Below are 21,348 nucleotides of genomic sequence, written 5' to 3'. Positions count from 1 at the left end.
AGATTGCCATGAAGACCATCATCTACTATTTTACTGGCACGGGGAACTCCCTTGCAGCGGCAAAGAAGATCGCCCAATCCCTCGGGGAGACCGAGATCGTCCCTATCGCGTCGCTCGCGAAGACCCCGGGCGAGATCCGCCCCGGCGCCGACCGGGTCGGGTTCGTCTGCCCGGTCTACTTCTCCGGGCTCCCGGCGATGGTGACGGCGTTTGCGGAGCGTCTCGACCTTTCGGGTGCGAAGTACATCTTCTCGGTGGTCACGCACGGCGGGGGCGGAGGCTCCGCGGCGCTCCGGCAGCTCGACGGGATCCTGAAGGAGAAGGCCGGAAGGGGGCTCGATGCGGGGTTCGCGGTGAACATGCCGGGCAACTACATCCTGATGTACGGGTCGCCTGCGGGGGAGAAGCGGGACCGCATCCTTGCCGCAGCGGACGCGGAGCTCGAGGCGATCGCGGGCCGGGTTCGGCAGGGGGAGAAAGTAAACCTCCCGTCCGCGCCTCTGACACGCCTCATCAGGGCCGTCATGTACCCCCGGTTCCGCTCCCGGGTTCACGGGGAAGACCGCAGGTTCACGGTGACCGAAGAGTGCACGTCCTGCGGCATCTGCGCGAGGCTCTGCCCGGCGGAGAACATCGAGATGGTCGACGGCCGGCCGGTCTGGAACCACCGGTGCGAACTCTGCTGCGGGTGCATCCACCTCTGCCCGGCCGGGGCGATCCAGGCCGGCAAGGCTACCGAAGGGAGGCAGCGCTACCGGAATCCGTCGGTCGAGATCGCCGAGCTGGAGCACCGGCTATGAAGACCGTCATCTACTACTTCACCGGCACAGGGAACTCTCTTGCCGCGGCAAGGAAGATCGCGGGGGCTCTCGGGGAGACCGAACTCGTCCCGATCGCATCGCTTGCGAATACCCCGGGCCCTATCACCCCGGACGCCGGCCGGATCGGGATCGTCTGCCCGGTCTACGACTGCGGATTGCCGGTCATGGTCGCCGACTTCGCAGAGAGACTCGACCTCTCACGGGCGAAGTATACCTTCGCCGTCGTTACGATGGGCGGGATAGGCGTCTCGGCGCTCCACCAGCTCGATAGGATCCTCCGTGAGCGGCAGGGCCGGGGGCTCGACGCAGGGTTTGCCGTCAGGATGCCCGGCAACTTCCCACCGCTCATGCGCTCGGTGCCGGCCGGGAAGTGTGGTAAGATCCTCGGCAGGGCAGACCGCCGGCTCGATGAGATCGCGGAGGCGATCAGGGGCGGCCGGCCGGTCTCCCCGGGGTTCGCACCCCTCTCCGGGCTCGTAAATGCCCTGAGTTACGGATCGCTTGCAAAGAGCGCTCGCGATGCGGGCGAACGCTTCTCCGTCTCGGATGCCTGCACCGGCTGCGGCACCTGCGCGAGGGTCTGCCCGGCGGGGAACCTCACCCTCACCGGCGGCCGCCCAATGTGGGGCCGGAAGTGCGAGTTCTGCTGCGCCTGTCTCCACTTCTGCCCGACCGAGGCGATCCAGCTCAACGCGATGTTCGGGACCGAGGGGCGGGGGCGCTACCGGCACCCGGATCTCACGGTTGCGGATATGGAGGCGCAACGCGGGGACGGAGCCGCACGGGAGAACCGTTCGTGAGAGGTGGCTATGCCGTACTACATCGATGCCGAAAGAGTAAGCCTCGACGACCTGAAGAAGAGGATTGAAGAGACCGATCTGGTTCCAAGCCGCTCGTCTCTCCTAGAAGATATTGATGGAACATTTCTGAAGCTGAAAGCGCATGGCTTCGCAACCCTCGCGGATCTGCGGAAGGAGTTGAAGAATCCAAAAAAGATACCCGCACTTGCAACGGAGACCGGAGTCGACCCGGCGTACCTAACGTTGCTGCGCCGGGAGATCGAGGGTTATTTTCCAAAAGCACACCCCGTAAGCGCTTTTGACTGGCTCCGGAAGGCCGATCTCGATAACCTGGAGAGCAGCGGTCTGAAGAATGCCGCTCTCCTCTACGATGCTCTGGCCTCGCCCGGAAGACGGGAGGAGACCGCAACCGCTCTCGGTATCGATCCCGATCTTATCGATTCCCTCTACGCACTGGCTGATCTGACGCGAATCCAGTGGGTAAGCCCTACAGCAGCCAGGATGCTGGTCGCCGCGGGGTATACGGATGCAAAAACGGTTGCAACTGCAGATCCGGAGAAGTTGTGCAGCGATCTCGATCGGGTCAACAGGGAACATACCTACTTCAGAGGAACGATCGGTCTCAGGGACGTCAGGCGGCTGGTGAAAGCGGCGTCGTACGTTTCGTAACCCGGCCGGTTCACCTGCAACGCTGACCGTTTCAGGGAACGGGCAAACCCCCTCCGGGTGGTTATAGGGGATTTGGGGCGGGAATACCCATTTATTTCCGCAACCGCTGCTTCTCCTTGATGGAATCGTCATGCAAAAGTGTTATTGCACCCTTTTGATAAAACTAGGAATGTTGCTCTGTGCGTCCGCTCACAGCCCTCCGTACCGGCAGATCCCATGAGTGATGGATTGTTCCGGCGGCGTGAGAGGCCGCACGACCGTCAGATCAGCCTAAGGAAATTATCATGGCACAGGAAACCCTGTCACAGAAGCCGCGACTCTCGCGCCAGACGATCAGGAGGGCTATCCTCATCGTCTCGTTCCTCATCCTCCCGGCCACGCTCTTCTACATCTCCCCCATCGTCATCCTGATGGGGGCGGCCGAAGGCATCGCCACCGGCAGCCTGCTCCTCTTTGCCGCGCTCGCCGTCCTCTCGCTCGGCGTCTCCCGCCTCTGGTGCGGCTGGCTCTGCCCGATGGGAGCATGGCAGGAGATCTGTTCGCCCGCCATAAAGCGCACCGTCAAGGACGGCCGACGCAACCTGGTCAAGTACGGCGTCACGGTCCTCTGGCTTGGGCTGATCGCGTACCTCTTCGTCGGCGCCGGGGGTATCCGTGCGGTCGATCCCTTCTACGGCACGGTGAACGGATTCTCGATCACGTCCCTCGAGACCCTGGCGATCGCGGGTTTCATCTTCCTCGGGATCTTCGCTGCCGCGTTCGTCCTGGGCCGTCGCGGCTTCTGTCGCGTCCTCTGCCCGATCGCCGCCCTGATGATCGTCGGCCGGAAGATCAGGAACGCCGTCGGCCTGGCCGGCGCTCCGCCTTGCGGCCGATGCCGGCCGCTGCATCGACTGCGGGAAATGCTCGAAGGCCTGCCCGATGGGCCTCGACGTCCACGGCAGGGTCCGGGAGGGGGATATGGAGAGTGCCGAGTGCATCCTCTGCGCTGCTTGCGCCGACGCCTGCCCGGAGGGGGCCATCACCTACGGCGTACAGGGCCGGTGAGCACCACCATCCTCTCATGGCACCAACGACCCGGCCGGCGCTGATCGCGGCATACCGCCCGGATAACACCGTCGGGTACGCGTGGAGGGGGAGGCTGTGATCGTCGATACGGTCTCCACCGCCATCCAACGGATCTCGTCAGGAAGGGCAGTGCTTCTATCGCTCGCCTTCTTCGCCGTCTCGGCGGCCCTGATCAACGGCCGGCCGTTCGGTCTTGCTGCGCTCGAGAAGATCACGGGCGGCGCAGGTATCCTCGACATGGCGTTCACCTACACCCCGGTTGAGGCCTACGCGATGCTTGCGGCGCTCGGGGACGCCGGGCGGGCGTTCTACCTGACGCGGATCGTGCCGCTCGACCTCGTCTTCCCGCTGGCGTATACGCTCTTTTATGCCGTTACCATATCCTGGCTCTTCTCCCGGTGGCTCCCGGCGGGCAGCCCCTGGATGCGCCTCAACCTCGTCCCGCTCGTCGCGGGCGCTGCCGACTACTGCGAGAACATCGGGGTCGTCGCGATGCTCCTTGCCTACCCGGCGGAGCTCTACGGGGTTGCAGCGTTCACCGCCGTGATCTCGCCGATCAAGTACACGTTCATCGCGGTCAGCGTGCTGAACATCCTCGCTGCAGTCGCCGGATGGGCCGCGAGCGATCTACGGCGGCAGGCCGCCGCGTAACCCTCTTCCGCAAGGTATATCCCGCCTACCTCAGATCCGTATATAAAACACGAGCAGGCAAGATCATGCAGATCGCTGTCATTTCCGGGAGCCCCAAAGGCGAGATGAGCGTCACCCTGCAGTACGTCCGGTTCCTCGAGGAGGCATTTCCGGAGCACACCTTCTCCGTGGTGCATGCAGGGCGGGATATCAGGTCGATTGAGCGGCAGGGAGAGGCGTGGAAGAGGCTGCTCGCCACGGTGGCGGAGTCCGACGGCGTGCTCTGGGCCACCCCCGTCTACGTCATGCTGGTCCCGGCCCAGTTGAAGCGGTTCATCGAACTGGTCGGCGAGCGGAATGCGGGGGATGCGTTTTCCGGCAAGTACGCCGCCTGCCTCACCACCTCCATCCACTACTTCGACCATACCGCCCACGCCTACCTGCACGGGATCTGCGACGACCTTGCCATGCGCTACGTCGGTTTCTGCTCGGCCCACATGGAAGACCTCCGGAAGGAGGCGTTCCAGGAGCAGCTCGTCCTCTTCTTCTCCGACTTCCTGGAAGCGATCGCAGAACGGCGCCCGGTTCAGCGGGAATTTCCGCCGCTGCCCGCTTCTCCCGCCCCCTACGCCCGAACGACCCCGCCGGCCGTGGTGGAGACCCGTGGAAAGCGGGTCGTCATCCTCCACGATGCGGAGCCCGGTTCCGGCCTCGCGGCGATGGTCGGCGGGCTCGCGGCGTGTTACGGGGATTCTGTCCGGGTCGCCCACATCCGGGACGCCGCGATGAAAGGCGCCTGTCTCGGGTGCTGCCGGTGCGCCTTTGAGAACACCTGCGTCTACGACGACGGGTTTTTGGCGTTCTGGGAGGAGTACGTCGCCCCGGCGGATATCCTCGTCATGGCCGGGACCGTCCGCGACCGTTTCCTCTCGGCCGCCTGGAAGCAGTTCTTCGACCGGAGTTTCGCGAGCGGGCATATACCGGCGTTCAAGAGGAAGCAGGTCGCGTACCTGGTGGATGGGCCGCTCGGCCATCTCGCGACCCTCCGGGAGGTTCTCACCGGTCTCGCGGTGATGGAAGGAGCCAATCTTGCGGGGATCGTTACCGGCGAGCCGGGGGGCGAGATCGACGCCGCCCTGCACGCTCTCGCCGAGCGCTCCGTGAGGCTCTCCGAGCGGGGGTACGTCGCACCGGCCACCTTCCCCGCCGTCGCTGGCCACAAGGTCTTCCGGGACGAGATCTGGGGAGGGATGCGGGCGATCTTCAAGGCGGACGACCGATATTACCGGCAGCACGGGCTCTACGACTTCCCCACCCGTGACTACCAGCAGAGGATCATCACCCGGGCGACCTCTCTTGCGATGGCCATCCCTTCCGTCCGGCGGGATGTGGTGAAGAAGATGCCCTCCCACATGATCCGGCCGCTCGAGAAGGCGATCGAGTCGAGCCGGGTTCTCGCAGAGAGAAGATCTGAGCAGTAGCGCACCGGGAGGCCGCCGGGCGTTCACGCGGCGGCAGAACCCGCACTCCGCGTTCCCTGCCCGGGAACTCCCGCAATTTGCTCCAATATGCGCCGTCCTCGGGGAAACGGATGGTCAACCATATATGGTTTCGGCATAAACAGTATGAGCGTGAAAACGGCGGTACTGGGTGGCGGTCTCACCGGAATTACGCTCGCGCGCCTGCTCCATGAACGGGGCGACGACGTGACCGTTCTTGAACAGGGTGAGCGGATCGGGGGACTCTGCCGCTCAAGGACGGAAGCGGGGTTTACGTTCGATGCCGGAGGCTCGCACATCATCTTCTCCCGCGACACGGAAGTCCTCTCCTTCATGCTCTCGGTTCTCGGCGAGAACGCCGACCGGCGGACGCGGAACACGAAGATCCTCTACAAAGGTCGCCATGTCAAGTACCCCTTCGAGAACGGCCTGTATCAACTCCCTGACGAAGACCGCTTCTTCTGCATCAACGAGTTCATCAAGAACCTCATCGCCGTCGAGAAAGGCGAGGTTCTGCCGCCGACGAACTTTGCCGAATGGATCACCTGCACCTTCGGCCGGGGCATCGCCGAGTGTTACATGCTCCCCTACAACGAGAAGATCTGGAACTACCCGGCCGACCGGATGTCGCACCACTGGGTTGAGGGGCGCATCCCCCGCCCGCCGGTCGAGGATATCATCAAGTCGGCGATCGGGATCGAGACCGAGGGCTACGTCCACCAGGCGGTCTTCTCCTACCCGGTGACGGGCGGGATCGAGGCGCTGGTGAAGGCGATGGCGGAACCGGTCGTTCCGTCCGTCCGGACAGGGTTCCGTGTCGCCTCCGTCCGCGAGGAGGACGGGGGTTTTGCGGTGAGCGACGGCCGGACGACCATCCATGCGGACCGGGTGATCTCGACCATCCCGCTCCAGAACCTGCTCCCCTGCCTCTCTGACGTTCCTGCCGAGGTGCAGGCGGCCTGCGACGCCCTCCGCTACAACTCGCTCTGCTCGGTCTTCATCGGCCTTGCCGGGGAGGTTCCCGATATCTCGTGGCTCTACGTCCCCGACGAGAAGACCGGCCTCTTCAACCGGATCTCGTTCCCCTCGAACTACAGCAGCGAGGTCGCCCCCCCCGATCACTCATCGATCCTCGCCGAGATCACCTACAACGACGGGGACGCGGTCTCCCGGATGTCGGACGCCGAGATCGTCGAGCATACCGTGGCGTCGCTCGTCGCCGCCGGGTTCATCCCTTCACGGGACGACGTCGTCTACACCGGCGTTGCGCGGGAGAAGTTCGCGTACGTCGTCTACGATACCGAATACCAGAAGAACATCGTGATCGTCCGCGAGTTCTGCCGGGAACGCGGCATCGACCTCGTCGGGCGGTTCTCGCAGTTCGAGTACCTCAATATGGACGGCTGCATCAGGAGCGCGATCGAGTTCGTGAAGGGATACCCATGAAACTCAACTTCTTCGTCGAGGACATGCTCTTCTTCAAGTACATCGGGTGCGCCACTCTGGCGAAGATGCTCTATAATGCACTCACCCGGGAAGAGTCCTGCCCGGATATCGCCTGGAACGCCCGTGGCCGCGACTTCGATCTCGTCCACTACCACACCTTCGGCCCCCTTGCCCTGACGAACAAGAAGTACAGTCTCGGCGTCAAGGTGCTCACGGCTCACTCGACCCCCCGCCTCAACACCGGGAACGTCGCCTTCTCCGAGACGGTAAACCATTTTTACCCGAATATTTACGGGAGTTTCGACCACATCATCACCATCTCGCCCCTCTGCGATAAGGAGGTTCACGAGATCGCCCCGGACGTCGAGACTACCCTCATCCCGAACGGCGTGGACCGGGAGAAGTTCCAGCCGAACCCGGGGAAGCGGGCGGCATTCAGGGAGAAGTACGGCATCGGGGAGGACGAGTGGGTGGTGCTCACCGTCGCCCAGCAGACGCCGCGGAAAGGCATCTACGACTTTCTCGACCTCTCGCACAAACACCCCGATATCAGGTTTGTCTGGGTCGGCGGGTTCCCCTACGGGCGGCTCTCCCAGGACTACAGCATGATCGAGGAGCAGAAAAGCCGTTCCGGGAAGAACGTCCTCTTCACGGGTTTTGTCGACGACATCACCGCCGCCTACTGCAGCGCCGATCTCTTTTTCATCCCCTCCTACGCGGAGGGACTCCCGATGGTCGCCCTGGAGGCGTTCGCGACCGGCCTGCCGGTCGTCGCCCGGAGGATCCCTGAGTTCACCGGGAACTTCAGGGATACCGCCCTGTACTTCGACAACACCGAGGAGGCCGGGGTGCTGATCGAGGACCGGAGTCTGCTCGGACGGCATGCGGCGCTCTCCCGGCCGTTCACGGAGGAGTTCGATATCAGGACGATCGCGACCCGCCACATCGACCTGTACCAGAAACTGGCCGGGTAGTGCCGGGTTCACCCTGAGGGGCAACGTATGCGCCCATCGGGCCGTCGCGGCGCTTCCCAGCGGCCGATCCTCTTCTCCGGTTATGGTGGCGGGGAGATGCGGCATCACGCTTATAGCAGCACGGCATCAACAACTATACCGGGAGTTGATCGAGGGATGATCTCCGTAGTCGTGCCGACTTACAACGAAGAGCAGAACATCGAGCGCTGTCTTGCGTCGCTCGCAGACCAGACGGTGCCGCGGGATACCTACGAGATCATCGTCGTCGACGGAGACTCGAAGGACAGGACCCGGGAACTGGCCGAACCCCTCGCGGACAAGGTCTTCATCCAGACGAGCAAGCGGGTTGGAGGAGCCCGAAACGACGGGGCGATGGCGGCTAGGGGCGATATCGTCGCGACGACGGATGCCGACTGCATCCTCCCCCGGGACTGGGTGGAGCGGATCGAAAGGAACTTCGCGGAGCGGGATATCGTGCAGCTCTACGGCACGGTCTACCCGATCGAGGACTCCTTCAGGAACCGGCTCTCTCTTCTCGGTGCAAACACCTTCTCGCGCCTGGGCTACCACACCCGGACGATCTACTTCACGCTCGGGTGCAACACGGCGTTCGACCGGGAGGCGTTTGTGCGGGCGGGGATGTATCGCTGCATCGATGCCGGGGACGATCTCGAGATTGCACAGCGGATGCGCAAGCTCGGAAAGGTCTACCTCGACCCGGGCCTGAAGGTCGGGTTCTCGATGCGGCGCTACCAGCAGTTCGGGACGCTCAAGTCGCTCTGGGAATGGTTCTACATCGTTCTTCGCGGCGGCGAGGCCGGCGGTGCCACCTACACGCAGCGGGAGTACAAGTAGTTCTATGAAGCAGACCGTATCCATCCCGGAGGCCTATGCCGAGGCGGTGCAGCGTTCCGACACCTGCGGGTTCGCACGCCTCCTCGGGATGGCGGTCACGGAGATCGAGGGCGGCCGCGTCCGGGTGGCGATGCTGGCGGAGGGCATGAAGAACGCCCACGGCACGACCCACGGGGGCGCGATCTTCGCCCTCGCGGACCATGCGTTTGGCATCGCCGCGAACATGGAGGGAGTCGACCAGATCGCGATCTCCGCGAACATCCGCTATTTTTCCGTCCCCGCGGGGGAGACGCTCGAGGCGGTCGCGTACATGGTCTCGGAGACGGAGAGGACGTCGGTCTACGCCGTCGACGTCTACTCGGGCGACCGCCCGGTCGCCTCGTTCGAGGGTGTCGGGTTTAAGTTCGGGGTTCCGGCGCAGAAAGAGTGAAAGGGGTTTTGGTGCCGATTTAGAGGTGCTCGCCCCTGCATTCCGGCCATCAGCCTATTTTTCTAAACAGTGGGTATGAGCGCAAGCCCGATACCGTGGACGTGGGGGCTGCGCACCTCGAAGACTCAACGCTTTTCGTGCTCTGATCCTGTCGCGTAACGAACCACGGATTTCGTGGGGACATCGCCATTGGGGGTGGGGCCGACGGGGAGGGGGGAGCATCCCCCCTCCCCTGTCTACCTCGTAAGGTTAACCTGTAACCCCCACCCCGCCCGCGCTTCGCGCTCCTCCCCCGCCCGCGAGGGGCGGGGATGAAACGATACAACGCAGCAACGGTAACAGACGCTCCTCCCCCGCCCCCTCCGGGGCGGGGGCAGTCATGGCGATAGCCACTGGAAAGCCGTGTACGGACTTTACTAAGTTAAATGCCACATAGCAGCGCTGCGAGTTAAAACCCGGGCCTCCTGGCAGTCAGAAGAAATCCCCTACCACACCGTCCGGCACTGCCCGCCGCCGCGCTTCGCGAAGTACTGCTGGTGGTACTCCTCGGCCCGCCAGAACGTCCCCGCGGGCTCGATCGCGGTGACGATGGGGCGCCGGAACTTCCCGGACCGGTTCATCTCCTCCTTCGAGGCCCGGGCCTCCGCCTCCTGCTCCGGGGTGTGGACAAAGATCACCGACCGGTACTGCGTCCCGATATCGGGCCCCTGCCGGTTCGGGGTGGTCGGATCGTGGGCGTCCCAGAACGTGTCGAGGAGCGCCTGGTACGAGACCTTCTCCGGGTCGTAGGTCACCTGCACGACCTCGGCGTGCCCGGTCCTTCCCGTGCAGACGCCCTCATAGGTCGGGTTCTCGACGGTGCCGCCCATGAACCCCACCGCGGTATCCTTGATACCCGGGACGCGCCGGAATGCCTCCTCGACGCCCCAGAAACATCCCGCGCCGAAGGTGGCAAGTTCGAGGCTCTTCTCCGGTACCATGATAGTTCCGTTTCTTTGCGGGTCTGTGGAAAAAGGTATCGACCCCTCCGGGCATACCCTTATCTGGGGTAGAGGATACGTATTCTCATGGTCGTTGAATCAGACGCCGTAGAGATGGTCGCCCGGCTGATGGCGCTCTCTGCCCGCACCGCCCCGAAGGCCCGGGGCAGCGACGTCATCAAGACGATGATCGTCACGGGTAAGGAGAAGGAGCAGCTCGCCGGTGCGATGCGGGAGTACGGCGAGAAGCACCACCTGGGGTTCTTTCTGCGGGACGCGGGGAACGTCAAGGCAAGCGACGCCTGCTTCCTCGTCGGCTCGCTCCACAACGACGCCGTGGGCCTCGACTGCGGGGCGTGCGGGTATCCCACCTGCGCGGAGATGCTCGAAGCCCAGAAGAAAGGCCTCCCGGCATCTGTCCCGTTCCGGGGCCCGAACTGCGCCGTCAGGATGGCGGATCTCGGGATCGCGCTCGGTTCCGCGGTGAAGACCGCGAGCATCCACAACGTCGACAACCGGGTGATGTACTCGGCCGGGGTCGGAGCGCTCTCGCTCGGGTGGCTGGACGGCTGCGGGGTAGCCTACGGTATCCCGCTCCGGGCATCGGGAAAGGATATCTTCTTTGACCGTACACGCTGAAAGCGAAGTGTCAAAATGGCTATAATGAAGATCCGCGGAGGGGATCTCGACCTCGTCGAGTACGAGTTCATCTCTTTCTCCCCCGGCGAGAAGATCCGGCCGTGTGGCCTCAAGAAGGACTACCGGCTCAACCCGGTATCCGGCACCGTCGTCGTCCGTGCTCCTGCACGGATCCACCTCACCGTGCTCGACATGAACCGGTTCTCCCCCGACCACGCCGGGGGTGGCGGGATCGGGTTTGCCATCGCCGTCTACTGCACCGCCGAGGTCGAGTGCACGGATTCAGGGATCGAGATCGACTACACCCGCGAGCCGATCCTCCGGCACTTCGTGGAGGCCTTCCGGCAGGTCGTCGGTTATGAGGGCGGGTTTAAGATCCGCGCCCGCGACCACCAGCACGAGCATGTCGGGCTCGGGTCGACGAGCACCATCCTGACGGCGGTCGGACACGCCCTCAACACCGCCGTGGGCTCGCCCCTGACCTCTGACCAGCTCCGCCTCCTCATCGGCTGCAACTTCGTCGAGGAGACGACGACCGGGAACGTCGCGTTCGCGTTCGAGACCGGCGTCGGGCCTGCCGCGACCATCCACGGCGGGATGGTCGTGATGGGCGACGAACTGGCGCTCGTCTACCGGCACGCGTTCGCCGTGGGAAAGCAGGTGTATATCGCCATCCCGTCCTCCGATATATCGTCGGCGGGGGAGATGGAGTTCGACCTCCTGATGAACAAGGCCCGGACGCTCGACTACCGCGACCGCGAGCTGAAGTCCTACCTCGTCCTGATGGACCTGATCCCGGCGCTGGAGAGGGGCGATCTCAGGAAAGCCGGCGACGTCATATGGGAGATCGAGTTCCGCGGCTCGAAGCGGGCCGAGGTGGAGCACCACGGGTTCGAGATCTACCGCTACATGGCGGCGCTCCGCGAAGCCGGCCTCGAGTTCGTCGGGATGAGTTCGGTCGGCCCGTCGATCGCGGTCATCACCGACCGGCCGGAGGATGAGGTGGCGAAGATCCTTGCAGGGGTCGGGCTCCGGATCGCGATCGCGACGACGGTGGACAACGAGGGGTTGAAGGTCCAGGAGAGGGCGTGAAGGGGCGGGGGTAACCCTGCTTAAAACCCCTTTTTTAAAGACGCAACGGCACTGACTATTCGTTCTCTGTCAGGAGAGCCTGCACCTCACCGGAAAGAACCGGCAGATACCCTTTGACAACACCCCAGACAACCTCATCGGATACAGTTGCATATCCGTGAATCAAACGGTTCCTGAACGCGATGATCAGGGGTGCATCGGAGATCTTCTTCTGAAGATCCGACTCCCGCTGGAGGAGCTGGTTCAGGGCTTCGCCGATGATCTCAAACTGCCGTTCCACTGCAGAACGGAGCATGGGGTCGGCGTGATATTCTTCGTACGTCCTGCCGGCAGTGAACTGCGCGATATGCTTCGCGGCCTCGGCAATATCGTAGAGGTACTTCTTCGCCTCACGCGACGGCATAGATCTCCCTCGCGGTCTCTTCCACCGCCTGGCGGAAGATTGGGTTCCTTACCGCGGAGAGTTCAACGAGATCGACCTCGCGGCCGAGGGCCCGGGCCAGGTCTTCGGCGAGGCCGAAGTACGCCCGTGCATGCTCCACCGGGGTCATCGGCTCGAACTCGACGACGAAGTCGATGTCGCTTGCTGCCGGGTCGAACCGGCCGCTCGCCGCCGAACCGAATATGCTCAGTCGCCTCACGCGGTGACGTGCCGCGATGCGGGCGAGATCAGGGATCTTCTCGCGAATGATTGCGTGCACCGGAGTCCTCTATGACGGTATTACTACTCCTGAGACATTAGCCCTTTCGGGTGAACCGTTCCAGCCCGGTCCCCCGGCTTCGGCACAGGGCCGATAGCAGGCGCCGTACTCGTGGCGGGAGTTCGCCGGGGGTCGGTTACCCGGTTATCTTCAGCCCCGCCTCGCACTGAAGAAAAACAAATCCCGAATCTCGTTATGTGTCAGGCACAACACATAATGAGTAAAACAAATATCTCCATGAAATTTACTCCGATCGAAATTTAAGTCGAAATCCAGTCAATGTTTATGAGCCTCGTTATGAATGGGCGCAGCTGCAGGACGAAAAGGAGTAGTGTCATCCCTACTGTCGTGTCCCGTCATTGCCGGTATATACATCTGACGATCTGGTACTCTCCCGTAAAAAGCCTTATCTCCAATTTGATCCTAAGAAAAATATGTACAATTCTAAAGTAGGCGCCATACTGGCTCTCCTGCTCGTGGTGTTCATCACTGCAGCAGGATGCACTGGTCCCGGCTCCCAGCTCCCCGAAGAAGGAGGACCGGATTATCCGATAGATTCTCTGGTCCTGACAACAGTTGACAGAACCGTTCTTCCCGTCCCCGTCCCTTTGACGTCGCCTGCCCTGAATCCGGATCAGGTCGCAAACTTTTCAGAGTATGGATATGGGGTCTGGGAGTTTGGCGAGGGGCTGGGTTATGAGAAGAGACTGGACCTCATGCCGGATGGATACACCCCTGGATCGGATACCAATACAAAGAAGCTTTTGACCTTCTTTGCCATGAGCGATATCCATATCACTGACAAAGAGTCTCCCGGTCAGGTGGTCTATTATGGCTATAAATGGGGTGTAATCTCAGGATACTCTCCGGCTATGCTGTATACCACCCATGTCCTCGACGCGGCGGTCCAGACGGTGAACGCCCTTCATAAAGAGGATCCATTTGACTTCGGCATATTCCTTGGTGACGCAATCAACAGTGGCCAGTACAACGAACTGCGATGGTATATCGATGTGCTTGACGGCAGGACGGTCAACCCCGATTCGGGTGACAGGGACGATCCCATCCCCGGCCCTCTCAACGATTACCAGGACCAATACAGAGCGGCAGGGCTTGATGAATCGATCAGATGGTATCAGGCTCTCGGCAATCACGATCACTTCTGGATGGGTCTCTTCCCTCCTGATGATCACGTCAACAGTGCCTTGACCGGCAACGCCGTACTCGAATTGGGTAATATCTTCTCCGATCCGCGCCAGTTGAAGAGCCGTGGCTTCTATATGGGAGCAATCGATGGCCGGACACCCTATGGTGACATCATCGGTGCAGGCCCCGTCACCGACTTCCCTGATGGTGCCCCAACGGTCCCGGCCGATCAAAATCGCAGTTTCCTCTCGAGAACAGAGGGGATCGGTGAATTTTTAGACTCCCCTTCAAGTCCAAAAGGGCATGGATTCAACCAGTCCGATAGAACAACGGGATTTGCCTGTTACTCGTTCGAACCGAGATCGGACGTTCCGATAAAGGTCATTGTGCTTGATGATACCCAGAGGGACGATGATCCCGGTGAAGGCAGCTCCGGATTTGGTTCTATCGATCAGGAACGCTACGACTGGCTGGTACAAGAACTCGAGAGTGGTCAGGCTGAAGGAAAGCTCATGATCATCGCAGCACACATTCCGATAGTCATCCAGGAGGATGAAGCCGGTCTCAGTTCGTTGATGAAATGGAGTCAGTACGCTGCGGTATCCGATGTCGATCTGATAGCCAAACTTCAGACCTATCCAAATCTCATGGTATGGATCTCGGGGCATCGCCATCAAAATACCGTGATACCTATCAAATCTCCGGATGTCGACCGTCCTGAACTCGGTTTCTGGCAGGTTGAAACCGCATCACTGCGGGAGTTCCCTCAGCAGTTCCGGATCTTCGAGGTCGTCTATAACGGCGATGATACCGTCTCGATCTTTGCGACCAATGTCGATCCGGCGGTCAGAGACGGATCGCCCGCTGCCCAATCGCGGTCGTATGCTATCGCAGCCCAACAGATATTCCAATCTCCCGTAGAGATGAAGCCAAGCGGTGCATATAATGCAGAACTTGTTCTCCAGTTGACCCCGGAGATGCAGGAGATACTTCAGAAGACAGGAAGAGATCTCTAGGCAGGCGATCGCACTTTTACCGGCCCCGGTCTACCGGTGAGCCCTGACCCGCCACCCTTTTTCTCATACCGATCGAGCTGATTCCTCTTCCCGGATTCGAGATCTCTCACAGCCGGGGCCTTCCCCCGCTCAGACACTGTTCTTCCGGTAATCGTACTCCCCGCTCACGATCCGCGCCATCACGGTCTCCCCGATGGCGGCGAGCCGGCCCTCGTCGAAATACCCCGATCCGACGCTCGCCCCCCCGATCGCCGAGAGGAGGTACACCTGCCCCCGGGCGACGCCGAAGAACCGGGCGACCGGCCCCTTTGTGATCCAGACCATCTGCACCCTGTCGTAGTTCATCACGACGGTCTCGCGGTCGACGGCACCGTTCACGAACGTGAAGAGGTCGCTGTCCGTGCCGAACTCCGTCACCCGGTAGGAGACGTATGTCGCGTAGCATATCGCGAGGACGACTGCCGCCGTCGCGAGCGGCAGCACCCAGGGGAGGACCGTCCCCGCGATCCCCGGGAGGGCCGTCGTCGCGCGGTAGACGGCGATCGACGGGTAGACCATCGCGAGAGCGAGCGCGAAGGACGCTACAGCGGCCCGGACCCGGAGCACGCCCTTCGCCCCCTCCGGCTGCTTCTCCCGACCTCCTTCGTACACGAACTCCGGCACCAGGTCTTCGAGAAGCCTCTGCTGTGCCGCATCGTCTTTCAGGAGGCAGAGGACGGGGCGGAGACTCTCCCCGCTCCCGGACGCGAGCCCCACCACCTCCGCCTCGATGCACGACCGGTGGAGGAGCCGGGCCGCGAGAGTCCGCTTTACCCGGACGGCGTTGATCCTCGACGCGGCAAACGACGTCCTGTACGTCCGGATAAGGCCGTGCTCCAGGTATATCGTATCGCCCCGGCGGTAGACCCGGTAGTTGTAGTAATGGGATATCAGCGAGACCGACGGCGCCAGCTGGACGACAACGAACATCAGCAGGGAGACCAGTGCTCCCCCGCCTACCCCCGCGGAGAGATACAACTGGAAGACGGAGTAGGCCAGGAACGCAAAACCGAAGACCGTCTGGTAGGTCGAGACGCTGAAGAGGCCGTGGACGATCACGTCCGCCGGGGAGAACGTGACCGGGGGTTCGGCCGGCTCTTCTTCCGGGACGGGTTCGCCGCCGTACAGCCGCTCTGCCATCCCCGCCCGTATCCCCTCCGCCACATCCTGCCGGAACGTCAGGACGGCTTCCGGCACCGTGGCACCGCTGCCCGAGTTGATGTTGATCTGCAGCCTCGACGTCCCGAAGACCCTGTTCAGAACGCCCCGGTTGATGTTGACCGACGCCATCTTCGCGTAGGGGAGCGTCTTCTTCGTCTTGAAGAGGGTGTTCCTCTCCACCACCACGCCCGTCTCGTCGAACCGGACGGTCGTCCGGCTCCACTGCCGGTAGTTGAAGAGCACCAGCCCGATGAAGAGGATCGCGAACACGGCCGGTACGGCACCCCTGCCGAGCTGCGTGGCGAGGACGCCCAGCACCACGATTGCCGAGAGCGAGCGCTCCACGATGATGCTCGGGTGGCACCGGATCGTCTCGTCATGGCGAGTTGGGGTGTCCGCAGCCGTATCGCTGCTGCACTCGTCGGTCATTCGTCTGCAGCCCCCGGCCGGGGGCCCGGGGTCGTCGGCATCCTCTCCCGGAGCATCCTCCCGATCAGGTTGTTGAGCCGGTCGGCCACCTTCTCCGCCTCGTCAAGTTCCAGGTACCTGAGGGTCGCCTCGCCCCCTGCCGTGGTTATGGTGACATCAGCGAGGCCGAGCAGGTTGTTGATCGGGCCTCTCGCGATCTCCACCTGGTGCACCCGCTCGATCGGGACCAGGGTGTGGCGGATGAAGAGGACTCCGCAACGCACATCAACCCGGTCTTCGGTGATCCGGTAGCGGTACCGGGCGTAGAAGACCGGCGGAGCCACGGCTATGTAGACCAGAGCGATCCCCAGGGCGACCAGGAACCCGTACCCGACAGGATCGTAGTAGGCCCCCAGGAACCCTTCTCCATAGGTCTTTGTGAGGATGTAGGCCGCGAGCAGAACCGCATACCCTATGGCGTAGTCGATGTACATCGAGAGCATGCACTTCCGGTTCAGCCGCCGATACCCGCCCGTGCCCGCCCCGGGTTCCGGCGATCCCCCGTCGGCCGGAGCCTGCCCGCTCACCGGGCCGGGAAACGACATGGTTATTCGTTGCCGTTCTGCTCACGTTAACCTATTGTCCGGGACGGCTTGCAACCCTGCGCCGCCGGAAACTCTCCGGCGGAAAAAAAGATATCGGCCGACGTTAGAAGTCGGTCATGATCCTGAACTGGTCGATCTCTTCGGTGCTCAGTTCCTGGAGGAACTCTTCGGCCGCGTGCTGGATGTTCTTGCTCGCGGTGATGGCGCGGCCGACGACCAGAATGTCGGCGCCCGCCTTGAGCGCGTCCTTCACGACGGGCTGCCGGATGCCGCCCGCCGTCGCGACCAGGAGCCGCTCGCCGCCGGCCTTCTTGATCGCCGGGATGTCTCCCCAGGCGTAGTCGGTATCCTCGATGTCGATGCCCCGGTGGAGTTCCACGACGTCCGGCTTCACCTTCAACTGCTCGATGACGGCGACGGGGTTCTCGACGTTGAGCATATCCACGACCGTGTAGATCCCGGTCTTGCGGGTGTCCTCGATCGCCTTCTCGATCGTCGAGATGGGCGCGAGGCCGGAGATCACGACGGCGTCGGCGCCGGCGTCGGCGGTCATCCGTGCCTCGAGGTTCCCGGTGTCGAGCGTCTTTAAGTCCGCGACGATGAACGCATTCGGCCGGATCTCGCGGATCTCGGATATGATCGAGAGCCCGAACTTCTTGATCAGGGGCGTTCCCGCCTCGATGATCAGGTGGTCGTTCTGGGGCAGCGACTCAAGGACCTTGCGCATGTGGTTCCTGTCGACGAGGTCCATAGCGACCTGGAGGTAGGGCGGGTCCCAGAGGCGCTGGACCTTGAATCCCATGACCGCGTGAGCCGCCCGGTCCTTCTCGTGCAGGAGCGTCTCGACGTCGGGGAACCGGTCGAGAGCCCGGCGGAGCGCGAGTTTCACCGCGCCGTAGTTGAACCGGTAGATCTTGTTGTAGTCCTCCGCGGCGGTGTCGAGGTAGACGCTCGCCATGATGACGGTGTCCTCGATATCGACCCCCTCAAAGACGCCTTCCTCGACCGAGTCCGCGACGGCCTTCGCCACCGCGGCCTGGACGGGCCCGAACATCTGGTTCACCTGGTACCCCTTCTTCATGGTGACCTTCGGGATGATCAGCGTCGAAGGTTTCGTCGGCAGGTTCGGCCTGACGACCGCGAGGAGCGGCGTGTGCCCCTTCGAGAGCTGCGAGATGGCGTTTGCGAACGCCTGTCCTACCGCGCCCTCTTTGTTTCCCATTATCAGATCTATGTGCGCAAGTTCTGCGCCGTCTCCAACCAATGCTTCACCGATGAGATACATATGGATGCCCTCAGATAGTGCTGAAATATTGGTGAAGCAGGTATTAAAGACCTCCCGGTCGGGGCGATACTGTTATGTGCGGGAAGATCCGGTTCAGGAGGCCGGGCGAGGACGTCTCCCACAAAACCGGGGAAGGTATAATCCGGTCACGGTTCACTCACGCCCATGTCGGAACTTTTCGTCCTCCAGACGCCGCTCGTCGAACTCATCCTCCGGGCGGCGGTGATCTACTTCTTCCTCCTGCTCGTCATGCGGGTCATCGGCAGGCACGAGTTCGGGCAGTTGACGCCCTTCGACCTGATCCTCCTCCTCATCATATCCGAGAGCATCTCGGAGGCGTTCACCGCGGGCGACGACTCGCTCCTTGCAGGGCTCGTCAGCGCGTCGACGCTTCTCACCCTCTCGGTGCTCGTCTCCTTCGGACAGTACAAGAGCAAGCGGTTCCGCAAGATCGTCTCGCCGGAGGCGCTCAAGGTGATCGAGAACGGCCACGTGATCGAACGAAGCCTCAGGCGGGAACTGATGACCCGCGACGACCTCATCGAGCGGCTCCGGGCACGGGGCATCGACGGGATTGAGAAGGTGCGGGTCGCCTACATCGAGAGCGACGGCGACATATCGGCGCTCACCTATAAGGAGAGCCGCCAGCACCGGGCGGCCGCGGCCGCAGAGGAGGAGAAGAAGTCGGAGTGACCTGCTCTGCAGGGCATCTTCGCGTTCTTCGCGTGAGTTGACAGTTTATGAGTAATGACACGGCCTCACGCGAAGTGCGAGTGTAGCGAGCATGAGAAGCCATCAGGCTTCGAAGGGGAGTTACTCACAACCAAACGGTTCTTCGCGTTCTGCGCGGCTTCGCGTGCGATATCGATTGCTGATAGTAATACCGTCTCACGCGAAGGACGCGAAGCCGCGAAGAACGACAGGCCGAAGGGCCGGAGTTCGAGCACCGCCAGGTGCGAAGTGCGACGTTCCGTAGGAACGGAGCTTGAGAAAGCCGGAGGGTTTCGAAGTGCGGCTGGCTGAAGGGCAGGAGCATGAACACCTTAGGCGCGAAGGAGAAGTTCCAGAGATACCCTGCGGTATCCGGTAAGATCATAAGAATGTGGGGTCGGTGAGATTTGAACTCACGATCGACGGGTCTCTCCGACATGCATCAGTGCTCCAACGGGTCATCATCCGTAAGTCAGGAGACCCATTGTTCATCACGTGCAAAGACCGCTGGAGCCCGTCGCCATTCCGGGCTTGGCCACGACCCCACTGTCCTCTATACCTTTGACGGCCATGCAGTATAAGGATTACGCTCGGTAAGAACCATTAATCATATAACCGTCACAGAACCCATTTATATAGAATGGTTGAGGGCAGTTACGCGTGTGGGAACTCGCAGATACCCCTGCTCGGCATCACCATCGGTGAAATGCTGAACCGAATCGCAGCGGCGCATCCGGATAGCGATGCGCTCGTCTCCGTCCACCAGAACATCCGCTGGACGTATGCGGAATTTCTTGAGCGCGTCGACACCCTGGCGCGTGCCCTGATGGCGCTCGACGTGGAGCGCGGTGACCGGGTCGCGATATGGGCGCTGAACTACGCGGAGTGGGTGCTTACCCAGTTCGCCACGGCGAAGATCGGCGCCATCATGGTGAACATCAACCCGGCCTACCGGACCTACGAGTTCGATTACGCCATGAAGCAGTCGGAGGTCCAGACCCTCCTCATCCAGGGGCGGTTCAAGACCTCCGACTACGTCGGGATGTTCTACGAGTCCTGCCCGGAAGCGTTCGAGGCGAAACCCGGCCGGATCAACAGCGACAAGTTCCCGTTCCTGAAAAACGTCGTCTTCCTCGGCGACATCCCCTACAACGGGATGTACACCTGGGACGACCTCATGGCGAAGGCCGACCTCATCAGCCCCGACGAGCTTCGGGAGCGGGAGGCGTCGCTCGACTTCGACGACGCGGTCAACATCCAGTACACCAGCGGGACGACCGGGTTCCCGAAGGGCGTCGTCCTGACCCACCACAACGTCCTGAACAACGGGTTCATCATCGGCGAGGGGATGAAGTTCACCCACGAGGACCGGCTCTGCATCCCGGTGCCGTTCTACCACTGCTTCGGCATGGTGCTCTCGAACATGGCCGCCGTCACCCACGGCGCCGCGATGGTTCTCCCCGCGCCGGTCTTCAACGCCGAATCGGTCCTCAAGACCGTGCAGGACGAGAAGTGCACGGCGCTCCATGGGGTGCCGACGATGTTCATCGCGGAACTCTCCCACCCGGACTTCCCGAAGTACCGGCTGGAGACGCTCCGCACCGGGATCATGGCCGGGTCGCCCTGCCCGACCGAGGTGATGCGGGAGGTCAACAAGGAGATGAACATGTCCGAGATCGTGATCGTCTACGGGCAGACGGAGACCTCTCCCGGCGTCACGATGACGACGACCGCCGATCCCCTGGAGCGGCGGGTCTCGACGGTGGGGAAACCCTTCCCCCACACCGAGATCAAGATCATCGACCCGCACACGAAGAGGATCGTCCCCCGCGGGGAGACCGGCGAGATCTGCGCCCGCGGCTACTGCGTGATGCGGTGCTACTACAACAACCCGAACGCCACCCGGGCGACGATCGACGAGAACGGCTGGAACCATACCGGCGACCTCGGGACGATGGACGAGGAGGATTACGTCAAGATCGTCGGCCGCCTGAAGGATATGGTGATCCGCGGCGGGGAGAACATCTACCCGCGTGAGATCGAGGAGTTCCTCCACACCCACCCGAAGATTGCCGACGCCTACGTGATCGGTGTCCCGGACCGGAAGTACGGCGAGGAGCTGATGGCCTGGGTCAAGACCGACAACGGCGCGGTCCTCACGGAGGACGGGGTGAAGGAGTACTGCCGCGGGAGGATCGCGCACTTCAAGATCCCGCGCTACGTCAAGTTCGTCGACGAATTCCCGATGACGGTCTCGGGCAAGATCATGAAGTTCCAGATGCGCGAGATGGCGATCGAGGAACTCGGGCTCGAGAGCGAGTCGAAGATCGAGACGGCGTAACCCCCGTCCCACCTTTTTTTTATTCCGCACGA

The 21,348-nt window shown here is 62.3% G+C and carries 21 protein-coding genes and 1 tRNA gene; 15 read left to right on the top strand and 7 right to left on the bottom strand.

Annotated elements, in window-relative coordinates:
* Positions 1-8 precede the first annotated feature (8 nt).
* The 10 genes from L21_RS12690 to L21_RS12645 all read left to right on the top strand — a co-directional run bounded on the left by L21_RS12690 (position 9) and on the right by L21_RS12645 (position 9,192).
* The gene (locus L21_RS12690) at positions 9-800 is read left to right on the top strand and encodes an EFR1 family ferrodoxin (RefSeq protein ID WP_074370818.1); all 792 of its coding nucleotides are present in this window, start codon (positions 9-11) and stop codon (positions 798-800) included.
* A complete protein-coding gene (locus L21_RS12685; protein WP_074370817.1) occupies positions 797-1,621 on the top strand; it encodes an EFR1 family ferrodoxin in 825 nt (274 codons plus the stop codon). The genes L21_RS12690 and L21_RS12685 overlap by 4 nt, the downstream gene beginning before the upstream one ends.
* 9 nt (positions 1,622-1,630) lie before the next feature.
* On the top strand, positions 1,631-2,290 hold the full coding sequence (locus L21_RS12680) for a DUF4332 domain-containing protein (protein ID WP_074370816.1): 660 nt from the start codon (positions 1,631-1,633) through the stop codon (positions 2,288-2,290).
* A 284-nt stretch (positions 2,291-2,574) separates the two neighbouring features.
* Positions 2,575-3,381, top strand: a complete 807-nt coding sequence (locus L21_RS12675; RefSeq protein ID WP_083609036.1) for a 4Fe-4S binding protein — start codon at positions 2,575-2,577, stop codon at positions 3,379-3,381.
* Positions 3,382-3,433: 52 nt separating this feature from the next.
* Positions 3,434-4,009, top strand: coding sequence for a hypothetical protein (locus tag L21_RS12670; protein ID WP_143727309.1), 576 nt, complete (start codon positions 3,434-3,436; stop codon positions 4,007-4,009).
* Positions 4,010-4,074: 65 nt separating this feature from the next.
* Complete coding sequence (locus tag L21_RS12665) at positions 4,075-5,469, top strand: NAD(P)H-dependent oxidoreductase (protein ID WP_074370814.1); 1,395 nt, start codon at positions 4,075-4,077, stop codon at positions 5,467-5,469.
* 150 nt (positions 5,470-5,619) lie between these two features.
* On the top strand, positions 5,620-6,933 hold the full coding sequence (locus L21_RS12660; protein WP_083609040.1) for a protoporphyrinogen/coproporphyrinogen oxidase: 1,314 nt from the start codon (positions 5,620-5,622) through the stop codon (positions 6,931-6,933).
* A complete protein-coding gene (locus L21_RS12655; RefSeq protein ID WP_074370812.1) occupies positions 6,930-7,907 on the top strand; it encodes a glycosyltransferase family 4 protein in 978 nt (325 codons plus the stop codon). The genes L21_RS12660 and L21_RS12655 overlap by 4 nt, the downstream gene beginning before the upstream one ends.
* A 156-nt stretch (positions 7,908-8,063) precedes the next feature.
* Positions 8,064-8,762: a glycosyltransferase family 2 protein gene (locus L21_RS12650; protein ID WP_074370811.1), complete on the top strand. Its 699-nt coding sequence runs from the start codon at positions 8,064-8,066 to the stop codon at positions 8,760-8,762.
* A gap of 4 nt (positions 8,763-8,766) precedes the next feature.
* Positions 8,767-9,192: a PaaI family thioesterase gene (locus tag L21_RS12645; protein ID WP_074370810.1), complete on the top strand. Its 426-nt coding sequence runs from the start codon at positions 8,767-8,769 to the stop codon at positions 9,190-9,192.
* A 485-nt stretch (positions 9,193-9,677) separates the two neighbouring features.
* On the opposite strand, the gene msrA is transcribed toward L21_RS12645, so the two are convergent.
* Positions 9,678-10,172: a peptide-methionine (S)-S-oxide reductase MsrA gene (gene msrA / locus L21_RS12640; protein ID WP_074370809.1), complete on the bottom strand. Its 495-nt coding sequence runs from the start codon at positions 10,170-10,172 to the stop codon at positions 9,678-9,680.
* 87 nt (positions 10,173-10,259) lie between these two features.
* Between msrA and L21_RS12635 the strand changes: the two genes are divergently transcribed.
* Entirely contained in the window at positions 10,260-10,811 is a 552-nt protein-coding gene (locus tag L21_RS12635) for a ferredoxin domain-containing protein (protein WP_074370808.1), read from the top strand.
* Between the two features lie 15 nt (positions 10,812-10,826).
* Positions 10,827-11,903: a GHMP family kinase ATP-binding protein gene (locus L21_RS12630; protein ID WP_074370807.1), complete on the top strand. Its 1,077-nt coding sequence runs from the start codon at positions 10,827-10,829 to the stop codon at positions 11,901-11,903.
* Positions 11,904-11,958: 55 nt separating this feature from the next.
* Here the strand turns inward: L21_RS12630 and L21_RS12625 are convergent, their stop codons facing one another.
* Complete coding sequence (locus tag L21_RS12625) at positions 11,959-12,306, bottom strand: HepT-like ribonuclease domain-containing protein (protein ID WP_074370806.1); 348 nt, start codon at positions 12,304-12,306, stop codon at positions 11,959-11,961.
* A complete protein-coding gene (locus L21_RS12620) occupies positions 12,293-12,604 on the bottom strand; it encodes a nucleotidyltransferase family protein (RefSeq protein ID WP_074370805.1) in 312 nt (103 codons plus the stop codon). The genes L21_RS12625 and L21_RS12620 overlap by 14 nt, the downstream gene beginning before the upstream one ends.
* A gap of 434 nt (positions 12,605-13,038) precedes the next feature.
* Here L21_RS12620 and L21_RS12615 point away from each other — a divergent pair, with 434 nt between their 5' ends.
* Positions 13,039-14,766 carry a TIGR03768 family metallophosphoesterase gene (locus tag L21_RS12615; RefSeq protein ID WP_074370804.1) on the top strand — a complete coding sequence of 576 codons (1,728 nt, stop codon included), beginning with the start codon at positions 13,039-13,041 and terminating at the stop codon, positions 14,764-14,766.
* Positions 14,767-14,895: 129 nt separating this feature from the next.
* Here the strand turns inward: L21_RS12615 and L21_RS12610 are convergent, their stop codons facing one another.
* The 3 genes from L21_RS12610 to L21_RS12600 all read right to left on the bottom strand — a co-directional run bounded on the left by L21_RS12610 (position 14,896) and on the right by L21_RS12600 (position 18,264).
* Entirely contained in the window at positions 14,896-16,395 is a 1,500-nt protein-coding gene (locus L21_RS12610) for a PH domain-containing protein (protein WP_074370803.1), read from the bottom strand.
* Entirely contained in the window at positions 16,392-16,979 is a 588-nt protein-coding gene (locus tag L21_RS12605; protein WP_074370802.1) for a PH domain-containing protein, read from the bottom strand. Before L21_RS12605 ends, L21_RS12610 begins: the two co-directional genes overlap by 4 nt.
* Before the next feature lie 103 nt (positions 16,980-17,082).
* Positions 17,083-18,264, bottom strand: coding sequence for a bifunctional 5,6,7,8-tetrahydromethanopterin hydro-lyase/3-hexulose-6-phosphate synthase (locus L21_RS12600; RefSeq protein ID WP_074370801.1), 1,182 nt, complete (start codon positions 18,262-18,264; stop codon positions 17,083-17,085).
* Between the two features lie 165 nt (positions 18,265-18,429).
* On the opposite strand from L21_RS12600, the gene L21_RS12595 reads away from it, so the two are divergent.
* On the top strand, positions 18,430-18,957 hold the full coding sequence (locus L21_RS12595; RefSeq protein WP_074370800.1) for a DUF421 domain-containing protein: 528 nt from the start codon (positions 18,430-18,432) through the stop codon (positions 18,955-18,957).
* A gap of 410 nt (positions 18,958-19,367) precedes the next feature.
* Here the strand turns inward: L21_RS12595 and L21_RS12590 are convergent.
* Positions 19,368-19,520: transfer RNA gene (locus L21_RS12590), tRNA-Trp, on the bottom strand.
* A gap of 95 nt (positions 19,521-19,615) precedes the next feature.
* Here L21_RS12590 and L21_RS12585 point away from each other — a divergent pair.
* Positions 19,616-21,316, top strand: a complete 1,701-nt coding sequence (locus tag L21_RS12585; protein ID WP_074370799.1) for an AMP-binding protein — start codon at positions 19,616-19,618, stop codon at positions 21,314-21,316.
* Positions 21,317-21,348 lie beyond the last annotated feature (32 nt).

This window comes from Methanoculleus chikugoensis, assembly GCF_900095385.1.
Classification (GTDB): Archaea; Halobacteriota; Methanomicrobia; order Methanomicrobiales; family Methanoculleaceae; genus Methanoculleus; species Methanoculleus chikugoensis_A.
This window is presented reverse-complemented; position numbering and strand designations above follow the sequence as displayed.

What these genes read in the sequence shown, in the direction of transcription:
- L21_RS12690 (WP_074370818.1), top strand. Translation starts at nt 9, where the DNA reads ATGAAGACCATCATCTACTATTTTACTGGCACGGGGAACTCCCTTGCA.
- L21_RS12685 (WP_074370817.1), top strand. Translation starts at nt 797, where the DNA reads ATGAAGACCGTCATCTACTACTTCACCGGCACAGGGAACTCTCTTGCC.
- L21_RS12680 (WP_074370816.1), top strand. Translation starts at nt 1,631, where the DNA reads ATGCCGTACTACATCGATGCCGAAAGAGTAAGCCTCGACGACCTGAAG.
- L21_RS12675 (WP_083609036.1), top strand. Translation starts at nt 2,575, where the DNA reads ATGGCACAGGAAACCCTGTCACAGAAGCCGCGACTCTCGCGCCAGACG.
- L21_RS12665 (WP_074370814.1), top strand. Translation starts at nt 4,075, where the DNA reads ATGCAGATCGCTGTCATTTCCGGGAGCCCCAAAGGCGAGATGAGCGTC.
- L21_RS12655 (WP_074370812.1), top strand. Translation starts at nt 6,930, where the DNA reads ATGAAACTCAACTTCTTCGTCGAGGACATGCTCTTCTTCAAGTACATC.
- L21_RS12650 (WP_074370811.1), top strand. Translation starts at nt 8,064, where the DNA reads ATGATCTCCGTAGTCGTGCCGACTTACAACGAAGAGCAGAACATCGAG.
- L21_RS12645 (WP_074370810.1), top strand. Translation starts at nt 8,767, where the DNA reads ATGAAGCAGACCGTATCCATCCCGGAGGCCTATGCCGAGGCGGTGCAG.
- msrA (WP_074370809.1), bottom strand. Translation starts at nt 10,172, where the DNA reads ATGGTACCGGAGAAGAGCCTCGAACTTGCCACCTTCGGCGCGGGATGT.
- L21_RS12635 (WP_074370808.1), top strand. Translation starts at nt 10,260, where the DNA reads ATGGTCGTTGAATCAGACGCCGTAGAGATGGTCGCCCGGCTGATGGCG.
- L21_RS12630 (WP_074370807.1), top strand. Translation starts at nt 10,827, where the DNA reads ATGGCTATAATGAAGATCCGCGGAGGGGATCTCGACCTCGTCGAGTAC.
- L21_RS12625 (WP_074370806.1), bottom strand. Translation starts at nt 12,306, where the DNA reads ATGCCGTCGCGTGAGGCGAAGAAGTACCTCTACGATATTGCCGAGGCC.
- L21_RS12615 (WP_074370804.1), top strand. Translation starts at nt 13,039, where the DNA reads ATGTACAATTCTAAAGTAGGCGCCATACTGGCTCTCCTGCTCGTGGTG.
- L21_RS12610 (WP_074370803.1), bottom strand. Translation starts at nt 16,395, where the DNA reads ATGACCGACGAGTGCAGCAGCGATACGGCTGCGGACACCCCAACTCGC.
- L21_RS12605 (WP_074370802.1), bottom strand. Translation starts at nt 16,979, where the DNA reads ATGTCGTTTCCCGGCCCGGTGAGCGGGCAGGCTCCGGCCGACGGGGGA.
- L21_RS12600 (WP_074370801.1), bottom strand. Translation starts at nt 18,264, where the DNA reads ATGTATCTCATCGGTGAAGCATTGGTTGGAGACGGCGCAGAACTTGCG.
- L21_RS12595 (WP_074370800.1), top strand. Translation starts at nt 18,430, where the DNA reads ATGTCGGAACTTTTCGTCCTCCAGACGCCGCTCGTCGAACTCATCCTC.
- L21_RS12585 (WP_074370799.1), top strand. Translation starts at nt 19,616, where the DNA reads ATGGTTGAGGGCAGTTACGCGTGTGGGAACTCGCAGATACCCCTGCTC.